Annotated in this window: 20 protein-coding genes and 2 tRNA genes; 11 read left to right on the top strand and 11 right to left on the bottom strand. The window is 63.2% G+C overall.

All coding sequences use genetic code 11. From position 1 onward, the window contains the following. Positions 1–74: 74 nt before the first annotated feature. A tRNA-Leu gene (locus C1A35_RS00830) sits at positions 75–161 on the bottom strand. A gap of 77 nt (positions 162–238) precedes the next feature. Next, positions 239–1,672: a phosphomannomutase gene (locus tag C1A35_RS00825; protein ID WP_104662482.1), complete on the bottom strand. Its 1,434-nt coding sequence runs from the start codon at positions 1,670–1,672 to the stop codon at positions 239–241. A 218-nt stretch (positions 1,673–1,890) separates the two neighbouring features. Here C1A35_RS00825 and C1A35_RS00820 point away from each other — a divergent pair, with 218 nt between their 5' ends. Together C1A35_RS00820 and C1A35_RS00815 are read left to right on the top strand one after the other, a co-directional pair. Then, complete coding sequence (locus C1A35_RS00820; RefSeq protein ID WP_104662481.1) at positions 1,891–2,421, top strand: BA14K family protein; 531 nt, start codon at positions 1,891–1,893, stop codon at positions 2,419–2,421. A gap of 220 nt (positions 2,422–2,641) precedes the next feature. Continuing rightward, positions 2,642–3,400, top strand: a complete 759-nt coding sequence (locus C1A35_RS00815) for a hypothetical protein (protein WP_104662480.1) — start codon at positions 2,642–2,644, stop codon at positions 3,398–3,400. Here C1A35_RS00815 and C1A35_RS00810 read toward each other — a convergent pair. Beyond that, positions 3,389–3,730 carry a DUF6665 family protein gene (locus tag C1A35_RS00810; RefSeq protein WP_104662479.1) on the bottom strand — a complete coding sequence of 114 codons (342 nt, stop codon included), beginning with the start codon at positions 3,728–3,730 and terminating at the stop codon, positions 3,389–3,391. The two genes, C1A35_RS00815 and C1A35_RS00810, sit on opposite strands and share 12 nt — an antisense overlap. A 347-nt stretch (positions 3,731–4,077) precedes the next feature. Between C1A35_RS00810 and C1A35_RS00805 the strand changes: the two genes are divergently transcribed. Continuing rightward, positions 4,078–5,670, top strand: coding sequence for a hypothetical protein (locus C1A35_RS00805; RefSeq protein ID WP_104662478.1), 1,593 nt, complete (start codon positions 4,078–4,080; stop codon positions 5,668–5,670). A gap of 124 nt (positions 5,671–5,794) precedes the next feature. Here the strand turns inward: C1A35_RS00805 and rpsA are convergent, their stop codons facing one another. The 4 genes from rpsA to aroA form a co-directional block, all read right to left on the bottom strand. Continuing rightward, on the bottom strand, positions 5,795–7,519 hold the full coding sequence (gene rpsA, locus C1A35_RS00800; protein ID WP_272939246.1) for a 30S ribosomal protein S1: 1,725 nt from the start codon (positions 7,517–7,519) through the stop codon (positions 5,795–5,797). A 147-nt stretch (positions 7,520–7,666) separates the two neighbouring features. Further along, positions 7,667–8,305, bottom strand: a complete 639-nt coding sequence (gene cmk / locus C1A35_RS00795) for a (d)CMP kinase (protein WP_104662476.1) — start codon at positions 8,303–8,305, stop codon at positions 7,667–7,669. Beyond that, a complete protein-coding gene (locus tag C1A35_RS00790) occupies positions 8,302–8,871 on the bottom strand; it encodes a hypothetical protein (protein WP_337441986.1) in 570 nt (189 codons plus the stop codon). The genes cmk and C1A35_RS00790 overlap by 4 nt, the downstream gene beginning before the upstream one ends. A gap of 260 nt (positions 8,872–9,131) precedes the next feature. Continuing rightward, positions 9,132–10,478: a 3-phosphoshikimate 1-carboxyvinyltransferase gene (aroA, locus tag C1A35_RS00785; protein WP_104662475.1), complete on the bottom strand. Its 1,347-nt coding sequence runs from the start codon at positions 10,476–10,478 to the stop codon at positions 9,132–9,134. Positions 10,479–10,777: 299 nt separating this feature from the next. Here aroA and C1A35_RS00780 point away from each other — a divergent pair, with 299 nt between their 5' ends. Further along, the gene (locus tag C1A35_RS00780) at positions 10,778–11,170 is read left to right on the top strand and encodes a TIGR02300 family protein (RefSeq protein WP_077962966.1); all 393 of its coding nucleotides are present in this window, start codon (positions 10,778–10,780) and stop codon (positions 11,168–11,170) included. Positions 11,171–11,370: 200 nt separating this feature from the next. Continuing rightward, positions 11,371–11,446 (top strand) — tRNA-Ala (locus C1A35_RS00775). Positions 11,447–11,477: 31 nt separating this feature from the next. Here the strand turns inward: C1A35_RS00775 and C1A35_RS00770 are convergent. Next, the gene (locus tag C1A35_RS00770; RefSeq protein ID WP_158664938.1) at positions 11,478–11,789 is read right to left on the bottom strand and encodes a hypothetical protein; all 312 of its coding nucleotides are present in this window, start codon (positions 11,787–11,789) and stop codon (positions 11,478–11,480) included. Positions 11,790–11,975: 186 nt separating this feature from the next. Between C1A35_RS00770 and C1A35_RS00765 the strand changes: the two genes are divergently transcribed. The 3 genes from C1A35_RS00765 (at position 11,976) to C1A35_RS00755 (ending at position 14,010) form a co-directional block, all read left to right on the top strand. Then, on the top strand, positions 11,976–12,773 hold the full coding sequence (locus C1A35_RS00765; RefSeq protein ID WP_104662473.1) for a YdcF family protein: 798 nt from the start codon (positions 11,976–11,978) through the stop codon (positions 12,771–12,773). 58 nt (positions 12,774–12,831) lie between these two features. Then, complete coding sequence (locus C1A35_RS00760; protein ID WP_104662472.1) at positions 12,832–13,467, top strand: trimeric intracellular cation channel family protein; 636 nt, start codon at positions 12,832–12,834, stop codon at positions 13,465–13,467. Positions 13,468–13,584: 117 nt separating this feature from the next. Next, on the top strand, positions 13,585–14,010 hold the full coding sequence (locus tag C1A35_RS00755; protein ID WP_104662471.1) for a plastocyanin/azurin family copper-binding protein: 426 nt from the start codon (positions 13,585–13,587) through the stop codon (positions 14,008–14,010). Between the two features lie 75 nt (positions 14,011–14,085). Here C1A35_RS00755 and irrA read toward each other — a convergent pair whose 3' ends face one another. Beyond that, a complete protein-coding gene (gene irrA, locus C1A35_RS00750) occupies positions 14,086–14,508 on the bottom strand; it encodes an iron response transcriptional regulator IrrA (protein WP_077962967.1) in 423 nt (140 codons plus the stop codon). Between the two features lie 321 nt (positions 14,509–14,829). Here irrA and fabA point away from each other — a divergent pair, with 321 nt between their 5' ends. From fabA to fabI, 3 genes are read left to right on the top strand one after another with little or no spacing between them, the layout of a single operon-like run. Continuing rightward, complete coding sequence (fabA, locus tag C1A35_RS00745; protein ID WP_029742379.1) at positions 14,830–15,345, top strand: 3-hydroxyacyl-[acyl-carrier-protein] dehydratase FabA; 516 nt, start codon at positions 14,830–14,832, stop codon at positions 15,343–15,345. A 47-nt stretch (positions 15,346–15,392) separates the two neighbouring features. Then, positions 15,393–16,616, top strand: coding sequence for a beta-ketoacyl-ACP synthase I (gene fabB, locus C1A35_RS00740; RefSeq protein ID WP_104662470.1), 1,224 nt, complete (start codon positions 15,393–15,395; stop codon positions 16,614–16,616). Between the two features lie 4 nt (positions 16,617–16,620). Beyond that, on the top strand, positions 16,621–17,427 hold the full coding sequence (gene fabI / locus C1A35_RS00735) for an enoyl-ACP reductase FabI (protein ID WP_104662469.1): 807 nt from the start codon (positions 16,621–16,623) through the stop codon (positions 17,425–17,427). A gap of 190 nt (positions 17,428–17,617) precedes the next feature. Here the strand turns inward: fabI and C1A35_RS00730 are convergent, their stop codons facing one another. After that, a complete protein-coding gene (locus tag C1A35_RS00730; RefSeq protein WP_158664937.1) occupies positions 17,618–18,277 on the bottom strand; it encodes a hypothetical protein in 660 nt (219 codons plus the stop codon). A gap of 151 nt (positions 18,278–18,428) precedes the next feature. Then, on the bottom strand, positions 18,429–19,310 hold the full coding sequence (locus tag C1A35_RS00725; RefSeq protein ID WP_158664936.1) for a hypothetical protein: 882 nt from the start codon (positions 19,308–19,310) through the stop codon (positions 18,429–18,431). Between the last annotated feature and the right edge of the window lie 85 nt (positions 19,311–19,395).

The raw sequence follows: 19,395 nt of genomic DNA, 5'->3' as shown, positions 1-19,395 counted from the left end.
CTGACTCCAGAAACGAAAAAACCCCGGCGAACCGGGGTTTTTCAAAACCAAATCAGAGACTTGGTTTGGGAATTTGGTGCCCAGAAGAGGACTCGAACCTCCACACCCTTGCGAGTACCAGCACCTGAAGCTGGCGCGTCTACCAATTCCGCCATCTGGGCGACGAGCGGGTGTGTAAGAGGCCCGAGCCGAAGTGTCAACAGGCTTTTTGAAGTTTTCGTGTCGGAGGACAAAAAACTCAGTTCGAGACGGTTCTTGCCCAATGCCGGATTGTGGATAGACCACTCGAAAGCAGTCCTTCAGCCGCCTCGGCCATGTCCGCCTCGACATAGCAACGCATCTCCGGCGCATTTCCGGAGGGGCGGAAGTGAATGATCCGGCCATCGTCGAGCGTCACCCTCAGTCCGTCGATGTCGCTGACGGCAACCGGCCGGCCGATCGGCGCCAGGAATGCCGCGAGATTTTCGTCACCGCCGCGCAGATAGGCCATCAGCCGGGCGCTGGTTTCGACCGGGAAGTTTTCGAGCCGGTCGCTGAGCGCCACGGGAAGCCGATAGGAGGCGGCCAGCGCCGACAGCGCGAGTTTGGCCTCGGCCGCTGCTGCCAGTGCGGCGACGATCGGCAGGACGCAGTCGCGGGTGGGCAATGGCTGGAGCGTTGCGCCGTTGACGACAAAGGGGGTGGCCGTCAGCGTGCCACCATTGGCCTCGAAGCCGGCGACCTTGTGGGCGCCCTCTGCGAGCGCCTGCTGCATGCCGGCGATCACGAAGGGGGATCCGACGCGGGTGCGCAGCACGGAGAGCCCTTCCCGGCGTTCGAGGCCGGAATTCGACGTCACCGGCGTGACGGCAAGCGTCGCTCCGACGAAGCCGCAGGCAATCAGCCCGAGGAGATCGCCGCGCAACGGCGCGCCGTTCTCGTCCGCCACCAGCGGCCGATCGCCGTCGCCGTCCGCCGACACGATCGCATCGAGCCTGTGTTCGCGGGCCCACGCCTGAAGCCGCTCGATCGTTTCTGTGGAGACGGCTTCCGTGTCGACCGGAACAAAATGTTCCGAGCGCCCAAGGGCGACGACATCGGCGCCAAAGAAGGCGATCAGGTCAGCGAGAAGATCGCGGGCAACAGTGCTGTGCTGGTAGACGCCGACCTTGAGGCCGGCGAGCGCGCCGGCGGGCAGCAACTGCCGGTTTCGTTCGATGAAAAGGGCGGCGGCGCGGGACGCGTGATCCTCACCAAGCCCGTGATCGGCGACCGGAGCGACCTGACCGGCGATTTCGTCAGCGATGCGGCTGATCGCGACCTCGTCTTCCTTGTCGATCTCGCCGTCCGGCCGGTAAAACTTGATGCCATTGCGATCGGCCGGGATATGGGAGCCGGTGATCATCAGACCGGCCGCTCCGCATGCGCGGCCATAGAGCGCAAGCGCCGGCGTCGGCACCGTCCCGCAATCGAAGACGCGCAGCCCCTCCCGCGAAAGGGCCGAAGCGCAGACGGCAGCAATCTCCGGGCTCGAATCGCGAAAATCGCGGGCGATCACGATCGGATCGCCCGGCTGGCTGCGCCCCGAGGTCAGAAGATACCGCGCAAACGCGGTCGCGTAGCGGGCCGAAGGCTCACCCTTCAGTTCCTCTGAAAGGCCACGCAGGCCACTGGTACCAAACTTCAACTGCATCGCATTCTCCGCTGCCTAGTTTCGGGGAAAACAGGGCAAATATTACAGTGACGCGCGGCACGGACCGGCGCATTCTGGACATGACAACGCACGGACGGAAATCCGGTGGCTCTCCGCTACGCGCTCCTTGCCCGTTGCCATGAATAAACCAAGAAAAGAAAACGTAATACAGACAGGGACACAACCGGAAGGCAGTACCTTCCGAAAGCGAGGACAAAATGACGGGATTTCGCAATTTCGTTATCGGCTGCAGCTTGGCCGCCGCCTCCCTGATCACCCCCGTCGGACCTGTCCAGGCGATGCCTCTTCAGGTGCCCGACCTTCAGATCAAGGCACAGGGCGACGTGCAGAATGTGCAGTACTACCATCGTCGTTACGGCGGCTATGGCGGATACGGTTGGCGTGGCGGCTGGGGAGGCCCCTACTACCGGCGCGGATGGGGCAGCCCCTACTATGGCGGCTCCGGCCTGACCCTCTACTTCGGCTCGGGCGGCTACTATGGTGGCGGCGGTTATTACGGCGGCGGGTACTATCCCCGATACGGCTATTACCCGCGCTACGGCTACTATCGCGACTATTATCCCCGTCGTTACTACGGCGGCAACTCCTACTATCGCGACCGGTACGTCGGTGGCGGCAACGCGCATGTCAGTTGGTGCCTTTCGCGCTACCGTTCGTACAATCCGGCCACCAACCGGTTCTTGAGCTACGGCGGCGCCTACAAGGTGTGTTATTCGCCCTATCGCTAGAACCGGTGGGTCCCGGTGGACGCGAAACGTAGACCCTGATCCGGCCCGGCTTGGTCGCGCCGTCTCGGCTTTTCTTTCCGGCCCGCGTGAGCGGGAGGCTATGCTTCGTGCGCCGTGGTCTGCGCAGAAACCCCAAGGTCTCGGTGGCGCCGGTTAAACCGACATTAACCGCAACGGCCTACCGTCTCGAAACGATCCACCATGCTGCCCGGGATGAACCATGCTGCTTCCGACCCAGCAATCCGCCGCCACCGCGACGACCAATCTGGTCGGCTCGATCCTCAAGGACATCGAAAAGCGGCAGACGGCGGAAGAGGAAAAGGCCAAGGGCACAAAGGACGGCAGGCTCCTCAGGGCACAGGTCGAGCCCGATGGCGCCCAAAAGGCCGCCAACGAGAAGATCAACGGCTACTTCTTCGATCATGCTCGCAACGACGCCAACAACAACCGCGCCGTGCTCATCCGTGAGGTCGGGAAATTCTTCGGTATCGAGCGCGAAACGTTCAAGTCCGATGCCGCCTTTGCACGGGAAATCGAGAACCAGCTGAAGCAGCTGGAATCGCCCGCCATCGAGAAAATCGAAAACGAACTGGGGCTCGACAAGCTCGGCCTGTCGCTTGCGGAGGTGGTCGAGGCGCTCAAGAACCCAGGTGGCCCGGAAAACGACGCACTGAAGGTTGCGCTCGGCGAAACGAGCGACAAGGGGCCTCAGAGCGCTGTGCAAGCCGCAAATGCCGTCGACCGTCTGGAGAGCGCGGCGGAGCCTGCATCGACCGAGGAAGCCCAGCTCAACAGCCTGCGCGACGATCCCACCCGCAGAACCGACAAGCTGTCGCTCGACGAAGAAGAGCAGCAGCTGCGGGCACTCCAGCTCAAGGACGAGATGGAAGAGATCGCCGACCGGCGTACAGGCGAACAACCACCCTTGCTGCGCTTCGACGACAACGGCCTCTATAGCCTCGCTGCCCTAAGCCTCTGACGGCTTCCGGCGCACGATACCGAGCCGCGCCATCACCTCTTTGGGTATGCCATAGCGGCGCACCGCATCGCGGCTGTCGCGCAGGCCGCAGATTTCCCGCTGGATGAAGAAGGCCCAGACGGCATCGGCCGCCTCGTCGAGGATCCGCTCGCGCTGATCCGCGCCCACATTCCCGTCCAATGCCGCGAGCGCGGCAAGCGCCTTTTCCACCTTGAGGCCATGCCGTCCAAGCGCATCGGCGCGCTCGGACATCAGTTCGTATTCAAGCACGTTGAAGGCACCGGCCGTCGAGAAATTCGGGCTTAGGGCTCTTGGGGGACGGACAGTCATCCGAAACTCCTGGCACAGACAACGTTCGGGCCTGCGGGCGGCTCCCATAAAGATAGGCCTTGTCGTGCCGGACGCAAGCCGGGCTAAGACGTGCCGCGCGCCCAAACATGGTTAAGAATTCATAAACCTCTTTCCCTTAACCTCAAACCATCATGCCGATTCCCCTATCCGCGGCCGAGCCGCGGCTGTCTGGCCCCTGGCCATGACGCGCATGAGGCGCCAACCCGAAAGTGACGAGCAGAAGACTGCGCACGCAAGCCGGAAAACGGACTGCGATCAGGCGCATAGCCCGCGTCGTCGGTGATCGACGACTGGTCAACCCGAGGTCAAGCGAGATGGAGACCAGAATGCTGATACCCATCCAGGCGGCCCGAACAGCGGCAGCCACCACCGAAGACACGAGCGCAAAAACGCAGTCCGCAGCGCCGTTGACGGCGAGCCAGCGCGGCGAAGCGATCCAGAAAATCCTCGACGCATTGACGCGGCATCTTTCCGGCCGCGAGATCCTCTCAAAGGACGCACTGGTGCGGCTGATGGAGGATCTGGCGCGCATCCTGAAATTCCCTCCGCTTCCGCAGGAGGGCGGGCGCGATTTCGTCCGGCGGCTGGTCGCCTTCCTCGAATCGATGCCAACGTCCGACCGGTTGCTTTTGGAGCGTCAGCTCGGCGGCCGCAATCTCTCCATCCGCGTCGGCCTGCTGGCGGAGCTGCCGGCGATCCGCAACGGCACCAGCACGCCGGGTCCCGCGACCCCCATGCCCGCCCAGGCGCGCGACGTCATTCTGCGCAACCCTTCGCTCCAGCCGGCACTGCCGTTCAACCCGTCTGCCACCCGGGTGCCGATCGCCGGTGAAGTCGCGCTGTTGCAGGCGGTCCTGCGCAAGACCTTCGGGGTCGGCAACGACGCGGTCGAGCCGCAGGGCGACGATCTGGAGCAGACCAGACCCGAAGCTCCCTCGAAAGGCCCAGGCGAAAAACCGGCGGAACGGAGCGAGGCACGCAGCGGCGCAAGGAGCGCGTCCTCGGGCGATACGCCGATCGGCGGCGCTGCCTCCCTGCTTGCGGGCGAAGGCGAGATCGCGCAAGCGGCAGCGCTGGCGGAGCCGATGATCGAGGCCGATGGGGCCGTGCAATCCGCCCAGAGCGGGCATGGCGAGGCGGAAGCCCCGGTCGAAGACAACGCAGTTCCGCTCGACGGGCATGTCGCCGATGAGATGGAGGCTGCCGACACGACCGAAGGCGAGGATCCCGACGGTACCTACGGACCGCTGCCCGACACCGAAGAGGAAGACGGCCACAGGACCGCCCCGACCGCCGGTCGCAACGAACCGGAGGCCCGCTCGGCGCGGGTGCTTTCCGAAGCGATCAAGACGCTCATCCGCGACAGCGTGGCCCTGCCTGCCGGGGCGGCCGATGGTGACCCCGGATCGGCGGCGCAGCAGACGGACGAAGCGGCTGCCCAGCCCCAGACCCCGAGCAAGGAAACCGGCACGCCGGCGCGCGCCGCAGACGCTGCCGCCCGCCAACGCGCCGCAACGGACACCGGCACCGCCTTGCCGTCGCTGCTCGACGATCGCTCCGAGGAGACCGCTGCACCGCAGCGCACACCCACAGACATTCGCCCGCAGCGCGCCGCGGACGAACAGACGGTGCAGCAGATGATCGCCAGGCTGGTGGAAAACGGCCTGCCGCGCGAGGCCATCCCTTTCACCATGATCCCCTACCCTCCGGCCGCGAGCGAGACGGAAGGCGAAGACCATTCGCGCGGGCTGCCCGGAGGCTCCGGCGAAGACGCATCCGGCGAAGAACAGACGGCAGACGAGGGAAGCGACGGCGATCCGGACGGCGGAGAGCCGAGCGGTGAGGCTATGCCGGAGGACGAGGCTCCGGAAACGCCCGACGCCTACGATCTTTACCGTAGGCTCGGCGGTCTCGGTTAAGCACCCGGCTCAGCCTTGAGCGCGGCTCGAAACCAAGCGGATTCGGCGCGTCAGACCAACTTGCAAAGAAAAACCCGCGGAGATCGCTCTCCGCGGGTTTTTCGTTTCAGATGTCAGACAACGATTACTCGTTGTTCTGGCGGTTCTTCAGAGCCGCGCCGAGGATGTCGCCGAGCGAAGCGCCCGAGTCGGACGAACCGAACTGAGCAACGGCTTCCTTCTCTTCAGCGATTTCCAGAGCCTTGATCGACAGCTGGATCTTGCGGTCCTTCTTGGAGAAGTTGGTGACGCGAGCGTCGACAACCTGACCAACCGAGAAACGCTCCGGACGCTGTTCGTCGCGGTCACGCGACAGGTCAGCGCGGCGGATGAACGAGGTGATGTCTTCGTGGTTGACGAGCTTCACTTCGATGCCGCCATCGTTGATCGCGATGACTTCAGCCGAAACAACGGCGTTCTTGCGCAGTTCGCCCGAAGCAGCGGCGTCGCCGACTGCATCCTTGCCGAGCTGCTTGATGCCGAGCGAGATGCGCTCCTTCTCGACGTCGACGTCGAGAACAACAGCGCGAACGACGTCGCCCTTGTTGAACTCTTCGATGACCTGCTCGCCCGGACGGTTCCAGTCGAGGTCGGAAAGGTGAACCATGCCGTCGACGTCGCCGTCGAGGCCGATGAACAGGCCGAATTCGGTCTTGTTCTTGACTTCGCCTTCGACTTCGGTGCCAGCCGGATGGCTATGCGCGAATGCCTGCCACGGGTTCTCGAGCGTCTGCTTGAGGCCGAGGGAGATACGACGCTTGGTCGGATCGACTTCGAGAACGACAACGTCGACTTCCTGGCTCGTGGACAGGATCTTGCCGGGGTGTACGTTCTTCTTGGTCCAGGACATTTCGGAGATGTGGATCAGGCCTTCGATGCCCGGCTCCAGCTCGACGAACGCACCGTAGTCGGTGATGTTCGTGACGGTACCGGAGATCTTCTTGCCGACCGGGTACTTCGCGCCGATGCCATCCCACGGATCCGACTCGAGCTGCTTCATGCCGAGCGAGATGCGGTGGGTTTCCTGGTTGATGCGGATGATCTGAACCTTGACCTGCTGGCCGATGTTCAGGATCTCCGACGGATGGTTCACGCGGCGCCATGCCATGTCGGTGACATGGAGCAGGCCGTCGATGCCGCCGAGGTCGACGAACGCACCGTAGTCGGTGATGTTCTTGACGACGCCTTCGACAACCTGGCCTTCTTCCAGGTTCTGAACGATTTCAGAACGCTGCTCGGCGCGGGACTCTTCGAGAACCGTACGACGCGATACGACGATGTTGCCGCGGCGCTTGTCCATCTTGAGGATTTCGAAGGGCTGCGGGTTGTGCATCAGCGGGGTGACGTCGCGGATCGGACGGATGTCGACTTGGCTGCGCGGAAGGAAGGCAACGGCGCCGTCGAGATCGACGGTGAAGCCACCCTTGACCTGGTTGAAGATGATGCCTTCGACGCGTTCGCCGGCTTCGAACTTCACTTCCAGGCGCATCCAGCTTTCTTCGCGGCGAGCCTTTTCGCGCGACAGAACAGCTTCGCCGAGCGCGTTTTCGATACGCTCAACGTAGACTTCGACTTCGTCGCCGACCTTGAGCGAGCCGTCCTTGGCCTTCGCGCCGAATTCCTTCAGAGCGATGCGGCCTTCGACCTTCAGACCGACGTCGACAACGGCGACGTCCTTTTCGATGGCCGTAACGATGCCCTTGGCAACATAGCCTTCGGCGAGATCGGTCTTCGCGAAGGACTCTTCGAGAAGGGCGGCGAAATCGTCACGGGTAGGATTGGTAGCAGACATGGAATCTCCTGCATGCATCTCGCGGGGAGACGCACATGCGCCGGGGGCTGGTGTTGAACAGGCCTGAACCCAGTCCGCTCCATCTAAGGAGCAATCCGGCGCGTGGACGGAATTTCAGGCTATGCAAGAAGGGCGATCCTGACCAAGTCGGGGATGGGCTCTTCTTCAGATCTTCTTGATCAGGGCCGCATCGATCAAAGTCTTCGCGGCCTGAAACGCCGCCTCTATACTCATTTCGGACGTATCAAGCAAGTGCGCGTCTTCGGCAGGACGCAAGGGACTGTCGGCGCGGCCCATGTCGCGCTCGTCGCGCTTCTTCACATCCTCGAAGATCGCCTGATAGTCGGCCGGCTGGCCATTGCCGACGATCTCGTCAAAGCGGCGCTTCGCCCGCACTTCCGGCGAGGCGGTAACATAGAGTTTCACCGGCGCATCCGGGCAGACGACAGTGCCGATATCGCGGCCGTCGAGCACCGTACCGGGTTCGCGCAGAGAGAAGGCGCGCTGCGCCTCGACGAGCGCGCGGCGCACGGCCGGCATGACGGCGATCTTCGACGCCGCCTCGCCGATCGCATGGGCGGAGAGCACCGAGCGATCGAGACCCGCCAGTTCGACCTCGCGCGCCATCGTCTCGGCGACGGCCTCGTCGTCGAGCGGCAGGCCGGCATCGAGAAGCGCCTTGGCCGTGGCGCGGTAGGTCAGACCGGTATCGAGATGATGGAAGCCGTATTCCTCGGCGATCCGTCGCGACAGCGTGCCCTTGCCGGCTGCGGCCGGCCCGTCGATGGCGATGGTGAACGTCATTTTCCAACCTGCATGTGTATGTGGTCGTCGTGCCTGGCGGCCCGGCAACCCTGAAACCGAATGGACTCCGCCGCAACGCCAAGTCTTTGCACCAGATGCGGCTCCACGAAAATCTTCTCGACACCGAACGCCCTGCCTTCGTCGGACAGCCAACGAAGAGCCTCACGGGTCCGGGCTTGCTCCAGCGGCAACGCCGGCCACAGCGACTGCAAGAACCCCAAGTCCCAGCGCAAGGTCAAGAGGTCACCGCGATCCCGGCACGGAAGTTCGCTCCCCGGAAGCGGTTCCTCAAACGCAAAATAGCCGATCGGCGAGCGAGTTGCCTGATCCTGAAACCGGCCATCCGCATCCTGATAGAAGAACGCCACGTCGAGCTTGCGGCCGTCGGAATGCGACAGATGCGGAAAAAGCGGGAAGCCATCGATGAACGGAAAGTTGGCATCGAGAGCCAAGGTCGTCGTTCCCGGAAACGCCTCGCCTATGCGTTGCGACAAGGCAATCGCCGCGTCCCGCATCTTCGGCGTCACATACTGGCGGTTCAAGACACAGAAGATCGGCGACTGCATCCTGAGGCGAGAGCCGTCGCCGAAGCACGGAAGCGGAACCCGCCCGAAGACGGGTGCGACAGCGTAACTCAGGCCGCTTCCTGCCGCATAGAGACCCAAGAAGAGTGCGAGAAGGCCAAAAATGCCAGTGCCGCCTCTCTTGAGCCGTGCAAGCCCGATCGCAAGGAGAAGGATGATTCCACCGATCTGTGTCAGCAGCGTAAGAACCGAAACGGCCCCGGCCGTCAGAAACCATTTGATCTTCACTGGGCCTGCCGCCTTCACTCAAGCCTCGCCCCAAGTCCGGTCATCATCTCCGTGAACTCCGGAAAGCTCGTCGCGATCATCGAGATGTCGTCAACGGTAACCGGCTGTTCGGATGCAAGCCCGAGGACAAGGAAGCTCATGGCGATGCGGTGATCGAGATGCGTCTTCACCGCAGCGCCGGCTGCGTTTCCAAGGCCCTTGCCGTCGCGCCGGCCGCGCACGACGAGCGAAGACTTTCCTTCCTCGCAATCGACGCCGTTGAGTGTCAGGCCCGCGGCGATGGCGGCGAGACGGTCGGACTCCTTCACCCGCAATTCGTCAAGGCCGGTCATCACGGTTGCGCCTTCGGCGAAGGCGGCGGCGATGGCGAGGGCCGGATACTCGTCGATCATCGAGGCGGCGCGCTCCCTCGGAACGGTGACGCCTTTCAGTTCGGAATGGCGTACGCGCAGATCCGCCACGTCTTCTCCGCCGACCTGCCTGCTGTCGACCACCTCGATATCCCCGCCCATCTCCCGCAGGGTCAGGATCAGGCCCGTGCGTGTCGGATTCATCAGCACGTTCTTAATCGTGATGTCGGAGCCCGGGACGATCAGGGCCGCAACCAGCGGGAAAGCCGCCGACGAAGGATCACCCGGCACGTCGATCTGCTGCCCGACCAGCTTGCCGCGACCTTCGAGGTGGATCGTGCGGACGCCGCTTCCGTCGCTCTCGACAGAGAGTTCGACACCAAATCCCTTCAGCATGCGTTCCGTATGATCGCGCGTCATGATCGGCTCGATGACCGTGGTGATGCCGGGCGCGTTGAGACCGGCAAGCAACACCGCCGACTTCACCTGGGCGGAGGCGACGGGCACGCGATAGGTGATCGGCGTCGGCGTCTTCGGTCCGCGAAGCGTTACCGGCAGGCGATCGCCGGCAGCCGCCCTCACCTGCACGCCCATTTCGCGCAGCGGGGCGATAACCCGCGCCATCGGCCGGCGGCTGAGCGAGGCGTCGCCGGTAAAGACGGCTTCGAAATCATAGACGCCCGTCAGCCCCATCGTCAGGCGGCAACCGGTGCCGGCATTGCCGAAATCAAGCGGCGCTTCCGGCGCAAGCAGCGCACCGTTGCCGACACCGTTGACGATCCAGGCATCGGCCTCCTTGCGGATCGTTGCGCCCATCGCCTGCATCGCGCGGCCGGTGGCAAGCACATCCACGCCCTCGAGCAGGCCTGTGATGCGCGTCTCGCCGCTGGCAAGCCCGCCCAAGATCAACGCCCGGTGCGAGATCGACTTGTCGCCGGGAATGCGGATCGTACCGCTGAGATCGGCGGATTTTCGGGCGGTGGCGGGTCTCGGGCCCGATCCATGAGACATGCGGCATCCTCTGGCCCGAAAGGGCGCTCCAAGCGCGAGGGCCAACCATGCCCCGCTTCGGAGCACTCCTACCACACCCCTGCTGCCCGTTTCCATAATTCGCCTCCGCGCGGTGAGGCCCGCAGGAGGCGCGGGAGGGGCCGGAAAGCCGGCGAGGCCGGGGCTTTGGCGTTTTGCCTTTGACAGATGCAGCCAAGACGATTAAGGGGACCGGCTAATCATCATAAGCTTGATACCCTTTCCACCCGCCGGTTTTCCGGCAAGCGCCGGCACGGCCGGCCATTCAAGAGGCTTTGACAGTGGCAAAACCGGAACTTGGAACAAAGCGCATCGACCCGGAAACGGGGCGCAAATTCTACGATCTGAACCGTGATCCGATCGTTTCGCCTTACACCGGCAAGTCCTATCCGCTGAACTTCTTCGAAGAAACCTCGGTCGCCAAGGTGCTCGAGAAGGAAGAAGAAGAAGACGTCACGGAAGTCGATGCAGAGAACACCGAAGTCGAACTCGTTTCGCTCGAGGATGCCGACGATGAGGCAGCGGGCGGCGACGACCTGCCGGATCTCGGCGACGACGATGTCGAAATCGACGGCGACGACGATGACGACACCTTCCTGCAGACCGACGACGAAGACGATGACGACGACATGAGCGACCTCATCGGCGTGTCGGACGACGAAGAAGACGTCTAAGCGCTTCAAATGACAATGAAATGCTCCCGTCCTCGGCCTTTTCGGCCCGGACGGGAGAAAAATGGCCGGGACAAAAAATAAATCCACAGGCCACGCATTTTTCGGCTTGCCATCCTCAAAAAGGGGAAGTAATAAGCCGCCACTCGCCGAGCAAAACAGCCCGGCGAACTTCCCGGACCGGCCTAGCCGGAACCCGATATGGGGCTATAGCTCAGCTGGGAGAGCGCTTGCATGGCATGCAAGAGGTCAGCGGTTCGATCCCGCTTAGCTCCACCAAACTTTCCTTCGATTGATCAAGATCCGCCTCTCAAGGCTCGTCCGCTGCCAGTTCGTCCAGCGAATCCAGGATCATCGTCAGCAACCGGATGATGTCGGCGGACTCGAGCAAGGCGTTGCGGATTTCACGCTCGGACCGTTTGGGTATGGAACCGGCAATATCCAGAAGGATGTTGGTCACGTCGGGCGCTTCGGTGTTTGGCTCCATGCCCGTTTGTTCGCGCATGCAGCGGATCAGCGCCACTGCGCCTTCAAGCAAACGTTGTGCCTGCAACGGGGTGAGGTCATGGACCTCGTTGGCGGCACGAAACAACTGCGATCGGAAGCCCGCTATCGTTGTCATCTCCCGGATGATACTCCTTTCGGCTTCAAATGAAAGTGGTGGCCGGAGCCGCCCACGCAACGTTCGGATGAACAGGATGCGCGCTCTATCTTGCGCGGAGCGCACACAACTGTTCGGCGGGCGACACCCGGCGTCGCCGCGATGCCTTCATGATTTGTTAAGCAGCGGACCGCAGAAGCTGATGCCATGTTTCTGATCTCGAAAATCTTCTGGCTGGCCGCGCAGCCGCTGTCGTTCGCGCTTCTCGCCGTCATCGCCGGACTGCTTGCGACCGCCATCGGCTGGCGACGCATCGGCGCCCTCCTCGGCAGCCTCGGCGCGCTGGTGCTTTTCGTCAGCCTGTTCACCACGACTGGCTCCTACGCCCTGCAAGCGCTCGAAGATCGGTTTGTGCGCCCGGCGGCGCCAGCAGCGCTCTCCTGCATCATCGTTCTCGGCGGCGCCTTCGAAAACGAAGTCATGGCGGGCCGCGGCGGCACGGAGCTCAACCAGGCGGCAGATCGCTTCATCGAGACCGCCAGCCTCGCCAGGCGCTATCCCGAAGCACGGATCCTCGTATCCGGCGGCGATGGCTCGATCAGCGGCGCCTATGAGGGCGATGCGCTGGCCTCGAAAGCCTTCTTCGACATGTTCGGTATCGCCGCCGATCGGGTGATCCGCGAGGAAGATTCGCGCACGACCTTCGAGAACGCGCGCTACACCAAGGATCTGCTGGCGGCAAACGGGCTGACGCAATGTGCGCTCGTCACCTCGGCGTACCATATGCCGCGCTCGGTCGCGCTCTTCCGCGCCAACGGCATCGACGTCCTGCCCTGGCCGACCGACTACCGCACGAGTGGCAAGGTAGGGCTCGGCTTCGATTTCACCCAGCCCTCGCTGAATGCGCAGCTGACGACGACTGCCGCCAAGGAGTGGACCGGGCTCGTTGCCTATTACCTGCTCGGCCGGACGCAGACGATCCTGCCGCCCCCCTCAGACAGTTGACGCCGGGGCACGGCATGCCCCAGCTTCGATGACAAGCCGATTCTTGCCGGGAGCGCCCATGCCGATCCTCGAAATCCTCGATTATGCCGGCGTGGCGGTCTTTGCCGCCACCGGGGCGCTTTCGGCCTCGCGCAAGCAGCTCGACATCATCGGTTACCTGTTTCTCGCCTCCGTGACCGGCATCGGCGGCGGCACGATGCGCGACGTCGTGCTCGGCGCCACGCCGGTCTTCTGGGTCACCAACCCGACCTATCTGCTCGTCTGCGTCACGGTCGCGGTGGTGCTGTTCTTCACCGCGCATCTCTTCGATTCGCGCTACCGGGTGCTCGTCTGGCTGGATGCGATCGGGCTTTCGGCCTACAGCGTCATGGGCGCCGCCAAGGGCTATGCGGCGACAGGCTCGGCGACGGTGGCGCTCGTCACCGGCATGCTGACGGCCACCTTCGGCGGCGTGTTGCGCGATATGCTCGCCGGCGAGCCGTCGGTGCTCCTGCGGCCGGAAATCTATGTCACGGCAGCACTCGTCGGCGCCGGCGCCTTCGTGCTTGCCAGCGTCGCCGGACTGCCGCTTGTGGCAACGTCGACGCTCGGGGTCATCGCAGCCTTCGTCGTGCGCGGCGGCGCACTCAAGTTCGGCTGGACGCTGCCCACCGGCAAGGCGCTGCCAGGGCGCGATCCCGACGACGTGATGTGAGGCCCTCTCGCGCTGCCCGTCCATGACAGGGTCCATGACAGGCGACGGACAGCCCGGGTAGCGTAGTCAGTGCGGTGTCGGCCGTGACCCAGACGGCCTCAGCGAAAGGGATACCGCATGCGTTTCTTCAGCAACAAGCTTGCCGCACTCGCCCTTCTTTGCATGGCCTCGCCCGCATTTGCCGCCACGACCATCAAGGTCGTCGAAGGAGGTGAAGCAGGCGGTCCGATGACACTGACACTCGATCAGTCGACGACAAGAGCCGGGGAGACCATCTTTCAGGTGCACAACGACGCCATGGCGGAAGAGCACGAGATGGTGCTGGTGAAGCTGAAGTCGGCCGACCAGAAGCTCAAGGTCATCGCCGCCAAGCATCGCATCGATGAAAAGCAGCTCGAAACCCCTGGCGAAGTATCGGAGCTGAAGCCCGGGGCCGATGGCCAGCTGAAAGCCAAGCTCACGCCGGGATCCTACGTGCTGCTTTGCAACATCAAGGGGCACTACGAAGCGGGAATGCGCGCCACCTTGACGGTAACGGAATAGCAGCCGCCAGTCGTAGTGAGGCGGCCATCATGACGGTGGTCGCCGGATATCCGGCAGTCCCCAAGATCGGCCGGATCAGCGACCGTTCTTGCGGCGCAACCGGATGACCACGTCGACATGCGAAATCTCCATGCCCTCGGGCGGCTCCGGCAGATTGTCGATGTGGATGTTGCTCACCGGAATGTCGAGCACCTCGTTCTGGCCCTCGACGAAAAAGTGGTGGTGATCCGATACGTTGGTGTCGAAGTACGTCTTGGCGCTTTCGACGGCGAGCACACGGATCATACCGGCTTCGGTGAACTGGTGCAGCGTATTGTAGACGGTCGCGAGCGACACCGGCACGCCAGCCATGACAGCCTCCTCGTGCAGTTCTTCGACGGTCAGGTGGCGATCACCCTTGGCAAAGATCAGATCGGCGAGGGCAACGCGCTGACGGGTCGGACGCAGGCCTGAGTGGCGCAGCCTTTCTTCCGAACTCACTTCTGTTGCTTTCGTCATCAAGGGTCGTTCCATGTATCCCGGCGAAATTCACAATACTTCCTCCGCGATATAACTTTTACGCCCTCGCCTTTCAATAGATTCCGGCTTCGACAAGCGTTGCAAAGCCCGAAAAACCGGTCAAACTCGGGGAATGCTGGCAATTAACTCTGGTCGGGCCCACATTGATCCTGTAAGCGACGGCGGAGTGAAATCGCCATCTGAAGCGATGGAGACCGGACGGAAAACCGCAAGATCCGGGTCGCCACGCTTCATTTCAAGCCGAACTTGCTCTAAAGCAGGTCGGACAACACAATTTGTTACGCGGGGAAACATCCATTCATGACGACCAGACAATCCAGCTTCAGCTATGAGGAAATCCTGGCCTGCGGCCGTGGAGAGTTGTTTGGCCCCGGCAATGCCCAGCTGCCGCTGCCGCCGATGCTGATGGTTCATCGCATCACCGAGATCTCCGAGACCGGCGGCGCCTTCGACAAGGGCTACCTGCGCGCCGAATACGACGTGCGGCCGGACGACTGGTATTTCCCCTGCCACTTCCAGGGCAATCCGATCATGCCCGGCTGCCTCGGCCTCGACGGCATGTGGCAGCTGACCGGCTTCTACCTCGGCTGGCTCGGCGAGCCGGGCCGCGGCATGGCGCTGTCCACAGGCGAAGTGAAGTTCAAGGGCATGGTGCGTCCCCATACCAAGCTTCTCGAATACGGCATCGACTTCAAGCGCGTCATGCGCGGACGGCTCGTGCTCGGCACCGCCGACGGCTGGCTGAAAGCCGATGGCGAGACTATCTATCAGGCGACCGACCTGCGCGTCGGCTTGTCGAAGGATAAGGCCGAGTAACATCCAGGCCTTTCCGCAGCGAACGAAATAAAGAAAAGGTCAGTACCATGAGACGGGTTGTTGTCACGGGCCTCGGCATCGTTTCCTCCATCGGAAACAATGCAGACGAAGTCACGGCGTCGTTGCGCGATGCCAAGTCGGGCATCACGTTTTCTCCCGATTTCGCCGAGAACGGCTTCAAGTGCCAGGTCTGGGGCGCGCCGTCGCTCGATCCGACCGAACTGGTCGATCGTCGCGCCATGCGCTTCCTGTCGCAGGGCGGTGCCTGGAACCACGTGGCGATGAAGCAGGCGATCGCCGATTCCGGCCTGGAAGAAGCGGTCATCGCCCGCAACGAGCGCACCGGCATCATCATGGGCTCGGGCGGTCCGTCCACCCGCACGATCGTCGAGGCCGCCGACGTCACCCGCAAGAACGTCAGCCCGAAGCGCATCGGCCCGTTCGCCGTTCCGAAGGCGATGTCGTCCACGGCATCCGCGACGCTTGCCACCTGGTTCCAGATCCACGGCGTCAACTACTCGATCTCGTCGGCCTGCTCGACCTCGGCGCACTGCATCGGCAACGCCGCCGAGATGATCCAGTGGGGCAAGCAGGACGTGATGTTTGCCGGCGGTCACGAAGACCTCGACTGGACCATGTCCAACCTCTTCGACGCCATGGGCGCCATGTCGTCGAAGTACAACGAAACGCCGGCAACGGCTTCGCGCGCCTATGACGCCAACCGCGACGGTTTCGTCATTGCCGGCGGCGCGGGCGTCCTCGTTCTCGAAGAACTGGAGCACGCCAAGGCCCGCGGCGCCAAGATCTACGCCGAAATCGTCGGCTATGGCGCAACCTCCGACGGCTACGACATGGTGGCTCCGTCGGGCGAAGGCGCGATCCGCTGCATGCGTCAGGCGCTCTCGACCGTTAAGGGCGACGTGGATTACATCAACACCCACGGCACTTCGACGCCGGTTGGCGACAGCAAGGAAATCGGCGCGATCCGCGAAGTGTTCGGCAGCAAGATGCCGCACATCCAGTCGACCAAGTCGCTCACGGGTCACTCGCTCGGTGCGGCCGGCGTACAGGAATCGATCTACGGCCTGCTGATGATGCAGGCAGGCTTCATCGGCGAAAGCGCGCATATCAGCGAGCTCGACCCGGAGTTCGACGGCGTTCCGATCGTTCGCAAGCGCATCGACAATGCCAAGATCGATACGGTTCTTTCGAACTCCTTCGGCTTCGGCGGCACCAACGCAACGCTCGTCTTCCAGCGCTACAACGGATAACACCATGACGGGACTGATGACTGGAAAGCGTGGCCTCATCATGGGTGTGGCCAACAACCATTCTATTGCCTGGGGCATCTCCAAGGCGCTTGCAGCGCAGGGCGCGGAACTGGCCTTCACCTATCAGGGCGAGGCGCTGGGCAAGCGCGTCAAGCCGCTGGCGGCCGAACTCGGTTCCGACTTCCTGCTTCCCTGCGATGTCGAAGACATTGCCTCCGTCGATGCGGTCATCGATGCGATCAAGGAACGCTGGGGCAAGCTCGACTTCATCGTTCACGCCATCGGCTTCTCGGACAAAAACGAGCTGAAAGGCCTTTACGCCGACACCTCGCGCGACAATTTCAGCCGCACGATGGTGATCTCCTGCTTCTCCTTCACCGAGATCGCCAGGCGCGCGGCCGAGTTGATGGATGAGGGCGGCTCGATGCTGACGCTCACCTATGGCGGCTCGATGCGCGTCATGCCGAACTACAACGTCATGGGTGTCGCCAAGGCAGCGCTCGAGGCTTCGGTGCGCTATCTCGCCGCCGACTACGGCGTTCGCGGCATTCGCGTCAACGCGATCTCGGCGGGCCCGATCCGCACGCTCGCCGGCGCCGGCATTTCCGACGCCCGGGCGATGCTCTCCTGGCAGCAGAAGAACTCGCCGCTGCGCCGCACCGTCACCATCGACGATGTCGGCAACTCGGCGCTTTACCTGCTTTCGGACCTTTCGCGCGGCGTCACCGGTGAGATCCACTACGTCGACAGCGGCTACAACATCACCTCGATGCCGGCACTCGATGCGTTGAGAACCGCCGACGCCGAGTAGGATCGCCCAGCATTCGATCCACAGAATAACTCAACTAAAAAGCCCCGGCGACGGTCTCGCCGGGGCTTTTTGGTTGCGCGGATCAAACCCCAGGCTTCGCGATCGGCCATCGCGCGTTCATGGAGCAATATGGGCGACAGGGCTGAACGGGGGGCATGCCGCGCATGCCCCGCCTCGGCGCCGAGAGCAACTACTCCAGATCCATCGTCGTGAACACCCGGCAATTGTCCGGCGCGGGCGTGCCTCGGCAAATCTGAGCATCCACCAATTGATCGACCGCAAGCGTGCTCGTCACCAGCAGCGCCTTGAACATTTGCCAACGGCCGGGGTTGCTGCCCTCGCCCTTCAAATCTGCGGCCAGGAGTTGGTATCGCACGCCCATCTCACCGTAGTAGACGACCAGCCTCCTGGTGTCTGCCGCATTGGCACCCACCATGGGAACGCTATCGACCAGCGTACCTTCTCCCGCGATACGACGAATGCCCGACGCCAGGACAAGGGCGCAGGCGCGCAGGCAAATGCCGCGCGATGCCGCCTCGCCGATAAAGTGAGCGCCTCTGTTGTCGTTTGCCGTGCAGTTCTCCTCGTCGCGTTGGCAGCCGACGAAGACTGTCGTGCCGATCGCCACGTTCAGCTTGTTCTTGCGGATGATACGTCCGAGCGCCATGGCAGCGGCCATGTCGCCGCCGGAGGACACGAGCACCACGGGCAGCTTTCTGCCTGCAAGGGCCTTAAGGGTCGCCTTCAGCAACGCCGGTGTCTGCGGACCGATGGCGCCCCTGGCGGAAATCCACTCCGTGCATGTCGGTTCACAGCCGGCCTGGTTCGATCGCACGACGACGAACCGCATCTCCGGCTCCGCCGCCATCCCCGTCGGCGGGCTGAAGAGGCTACAGGCCGCCAGACAGATCGTCAGCAATGCCCCTCGCACTCCGCGCCGGATCCTGTCGCCGAACGGCGTCCATGCCTTTAGCTCGGCCTTCATCCCACACTCCCCGGCTCTACTGACGTTTCAGGTCCGACATCACGAAGACCCGGCAGTTGGCGGCCGCCGGCACGGTCCTGCAAACATCGGCAGCCGTCAGCAGTTCGACCCCGCCGAGTTGCGTAATCAACTTCATCTCCAGCATCACCACGGGTTCGATCTTGCGCATGTCGGCGACGGGCGTCACCTTCATCAGATCGACGACGGTCCGGCCGACCCCCATTTCCGCAAGGTAGGCCGCAAGCTGGCGCTCCATCGCCTTGTTCATCTCATAGGTCTTGTGGCTGCCGACATTCTTGCGACTGACCACCTTCTTGCTCATGACCTTCTTCTTGCCGTTTACGACGCGATACTGCTCGCGATACCGCGTCTGGATCTTCACATAGACTGTGGTGACCTGGTGGACGCCCAGATACGCCCATTGGCCGACCACCCGCCGGGCGCCGCCGGCAAGCATCAACGGACAGGCGGAAGCACAATAGGCGCCAGCCGAATAGGCGGCACCGATGTAGCGAGCGCCCTTGCCGTCGTTTTCACGGCAGTCCTTTTGCAACGGCTGACAGCCGACGAAGCGGGTCTTGCCGACCGCGACTTCAAGCTTTCGTTCCCGGATGAGGCGACCGAGCGCCAGAGCGGCGTCGACGTCTCCGCCGGGCGACGTCACCACGATCGGCAGGCGGCGGTCGCCGATGATTTTCAGCAGCTTCTTCAAACGCGCCGGACTGTCGCGGGCGATCGCCCCCTCGGCGGAGATCCATTCCGGACAGGTCGGCTCGCACCCCGGCTGGCCGCTGCGAACGACGAAGAACTGCATCTCGGGGCCACCGGCGGGCGATGCCAGAGCCGTCGAGCCCAAAGCCAGGAGCAACAGGCTGACCATGACGGCGAAACGCGACAAAACAACCTTCAGGTAAGCCGTGCCGAACAAATGCGTATACCTCGCGCCGGCTGCTTTTTCTGCGCCGGTCAGAATGGACGGATGG

Source organism: Ensifer adhaerens (assembly GCF_002940685.1).
Taxonomy (GTDB): domain Bacteria; phylum Pseudomonadota; class Alphaproteobacteria; order Rhizobiales; family Rhizobiaceae; genus Ensifer; species Ensifer adhaerens_E.
This window is presented reverse-complemented; position numbering and strand designations above follow the sequence as displayed.

Bases quoted from the DNA above. Each gene is read 5' to 3' on its own strand.
- C1A35_RS00825 (WP_104662482.1), bottom strand. From the start codon at position 1,672: ATGCAGTTGAAGTTTGGTACCAGTGGCCTGCGTGGCCTTTCAGAGGAA.
- C1A35_RS00820 (WP_104662481.1), top strand. From the start codon at position 1,891: ATGACGGGATTTCGCAATTTCGTTATCGGCTGCAGCTTGGCCGCCGCC.
- C1A35_RS00815 (WP_104662480.1), top strand. From the start codon at position 2,642: ATGCTGCTTCCGACCCAGCAATCCGCCGCCACCGCGACGACCAATCTG.
- C1A35_RS00810 (WP_104662479.1), bottom strand. From the start codon at position 3,730: ATGACTGTCCGTCCCCCAAGAGCCCTAAGCCCGAATTTCTCGACGGCC.
- C1A35_RS00805 (WP_104662478.1), top strand. From the start codon at position 4,078: ATGCTGATACCCATCCAGGCGGCCCGAACAGCGGCAGCCACCACCGAA.
- rpsA (WP_272939246.1), bottom strand. From the start codon at position 7,519: ATGCATGCAGGAGATTCCATGTCTGCTACCAATCCTACCCGTGACGAT.
- cmk (WP_104662476.1), bottom strand. From the start codon at position 8,305: ATGACGTTCACCATCGCCATCGACGGGCCGGCCGCAGCCGGCAAGGGC.
- C1A35_RS00790 (WP_337441986.1), bottom strand. From the start codon at position 8,871: ATGCAGTCGCCGATCTTCTGTGTCTTGAACCGCCAGTATGTGACGCCG.
- aroA (WP_104662475.1), bottom strand. From the start codon at position 10,478: ATGTCTCATGGATCGGGCCCGAGACCCGCCACCGCCCGAAAATCCGCC.
- C1A35_RS00770 (WP_158664938.1), bottom strand. From the start codon at position 11,789: ATGACAACGATAGCGGGCTTCCGATCGCAGTTGTTTCGTGCCGCCAAC.
- C1A35_RS00765 (WP_104662473.1), top strand. From the start codon at position 11,976: ATGTTTCTGATCTCGAAAATCTTCTGGCTGGCCGCGCAGCCGCTGTCG.
- C1A35_RS00760 (WP_104662472.1), top strand. From the start codon at position 12,832: ATGCCGATCCTCGAAATCCTCGATTATGCCGGCGTGGCGGTCTTTGCC.
- C1A35_RS00755 (WP_104662471.1), top strand. From the start codon at position 13,585: ATGCGTTTCTTCAGCAACAAGCTTGCCGCACTCGCCCTTCTTTGCATG.
- irrA (WP_077962967.1), bottom strand. From the start codon at position 14,508: ATGACGAAAGCAACAGAAGTGAGTTCGGAAGAAAGGCTGCGCCACTCA.
- fabA (WP_029742379.1), top strand. From the start codon at position 14,830: ATGACGACCAGACAATCCAGCTTCAGCTATGAGGAAATCCTGGCCTGC.
- fabB (WP_104662470.1), top strand. From the start codon at position 15,393: ATGAGACGGGTTGTTGTCACGGGCCTCGGCATCGTTTCCTCCATCGGA.
- fabI (WP_104662469.1), top strand. From the start codon at position 16,621: ATGACGGGACTGATGACTGGAAAGCGTGGCCTCATCATGGGTGTGGCC.
- C1A35_RS00730 (WP_158664937.1), bottom strand. From the start codon at position 18,277: ATGCGGTTCGTCGTCGTGCGATCGAACCAGGCCGGCTGTGAACCGACA.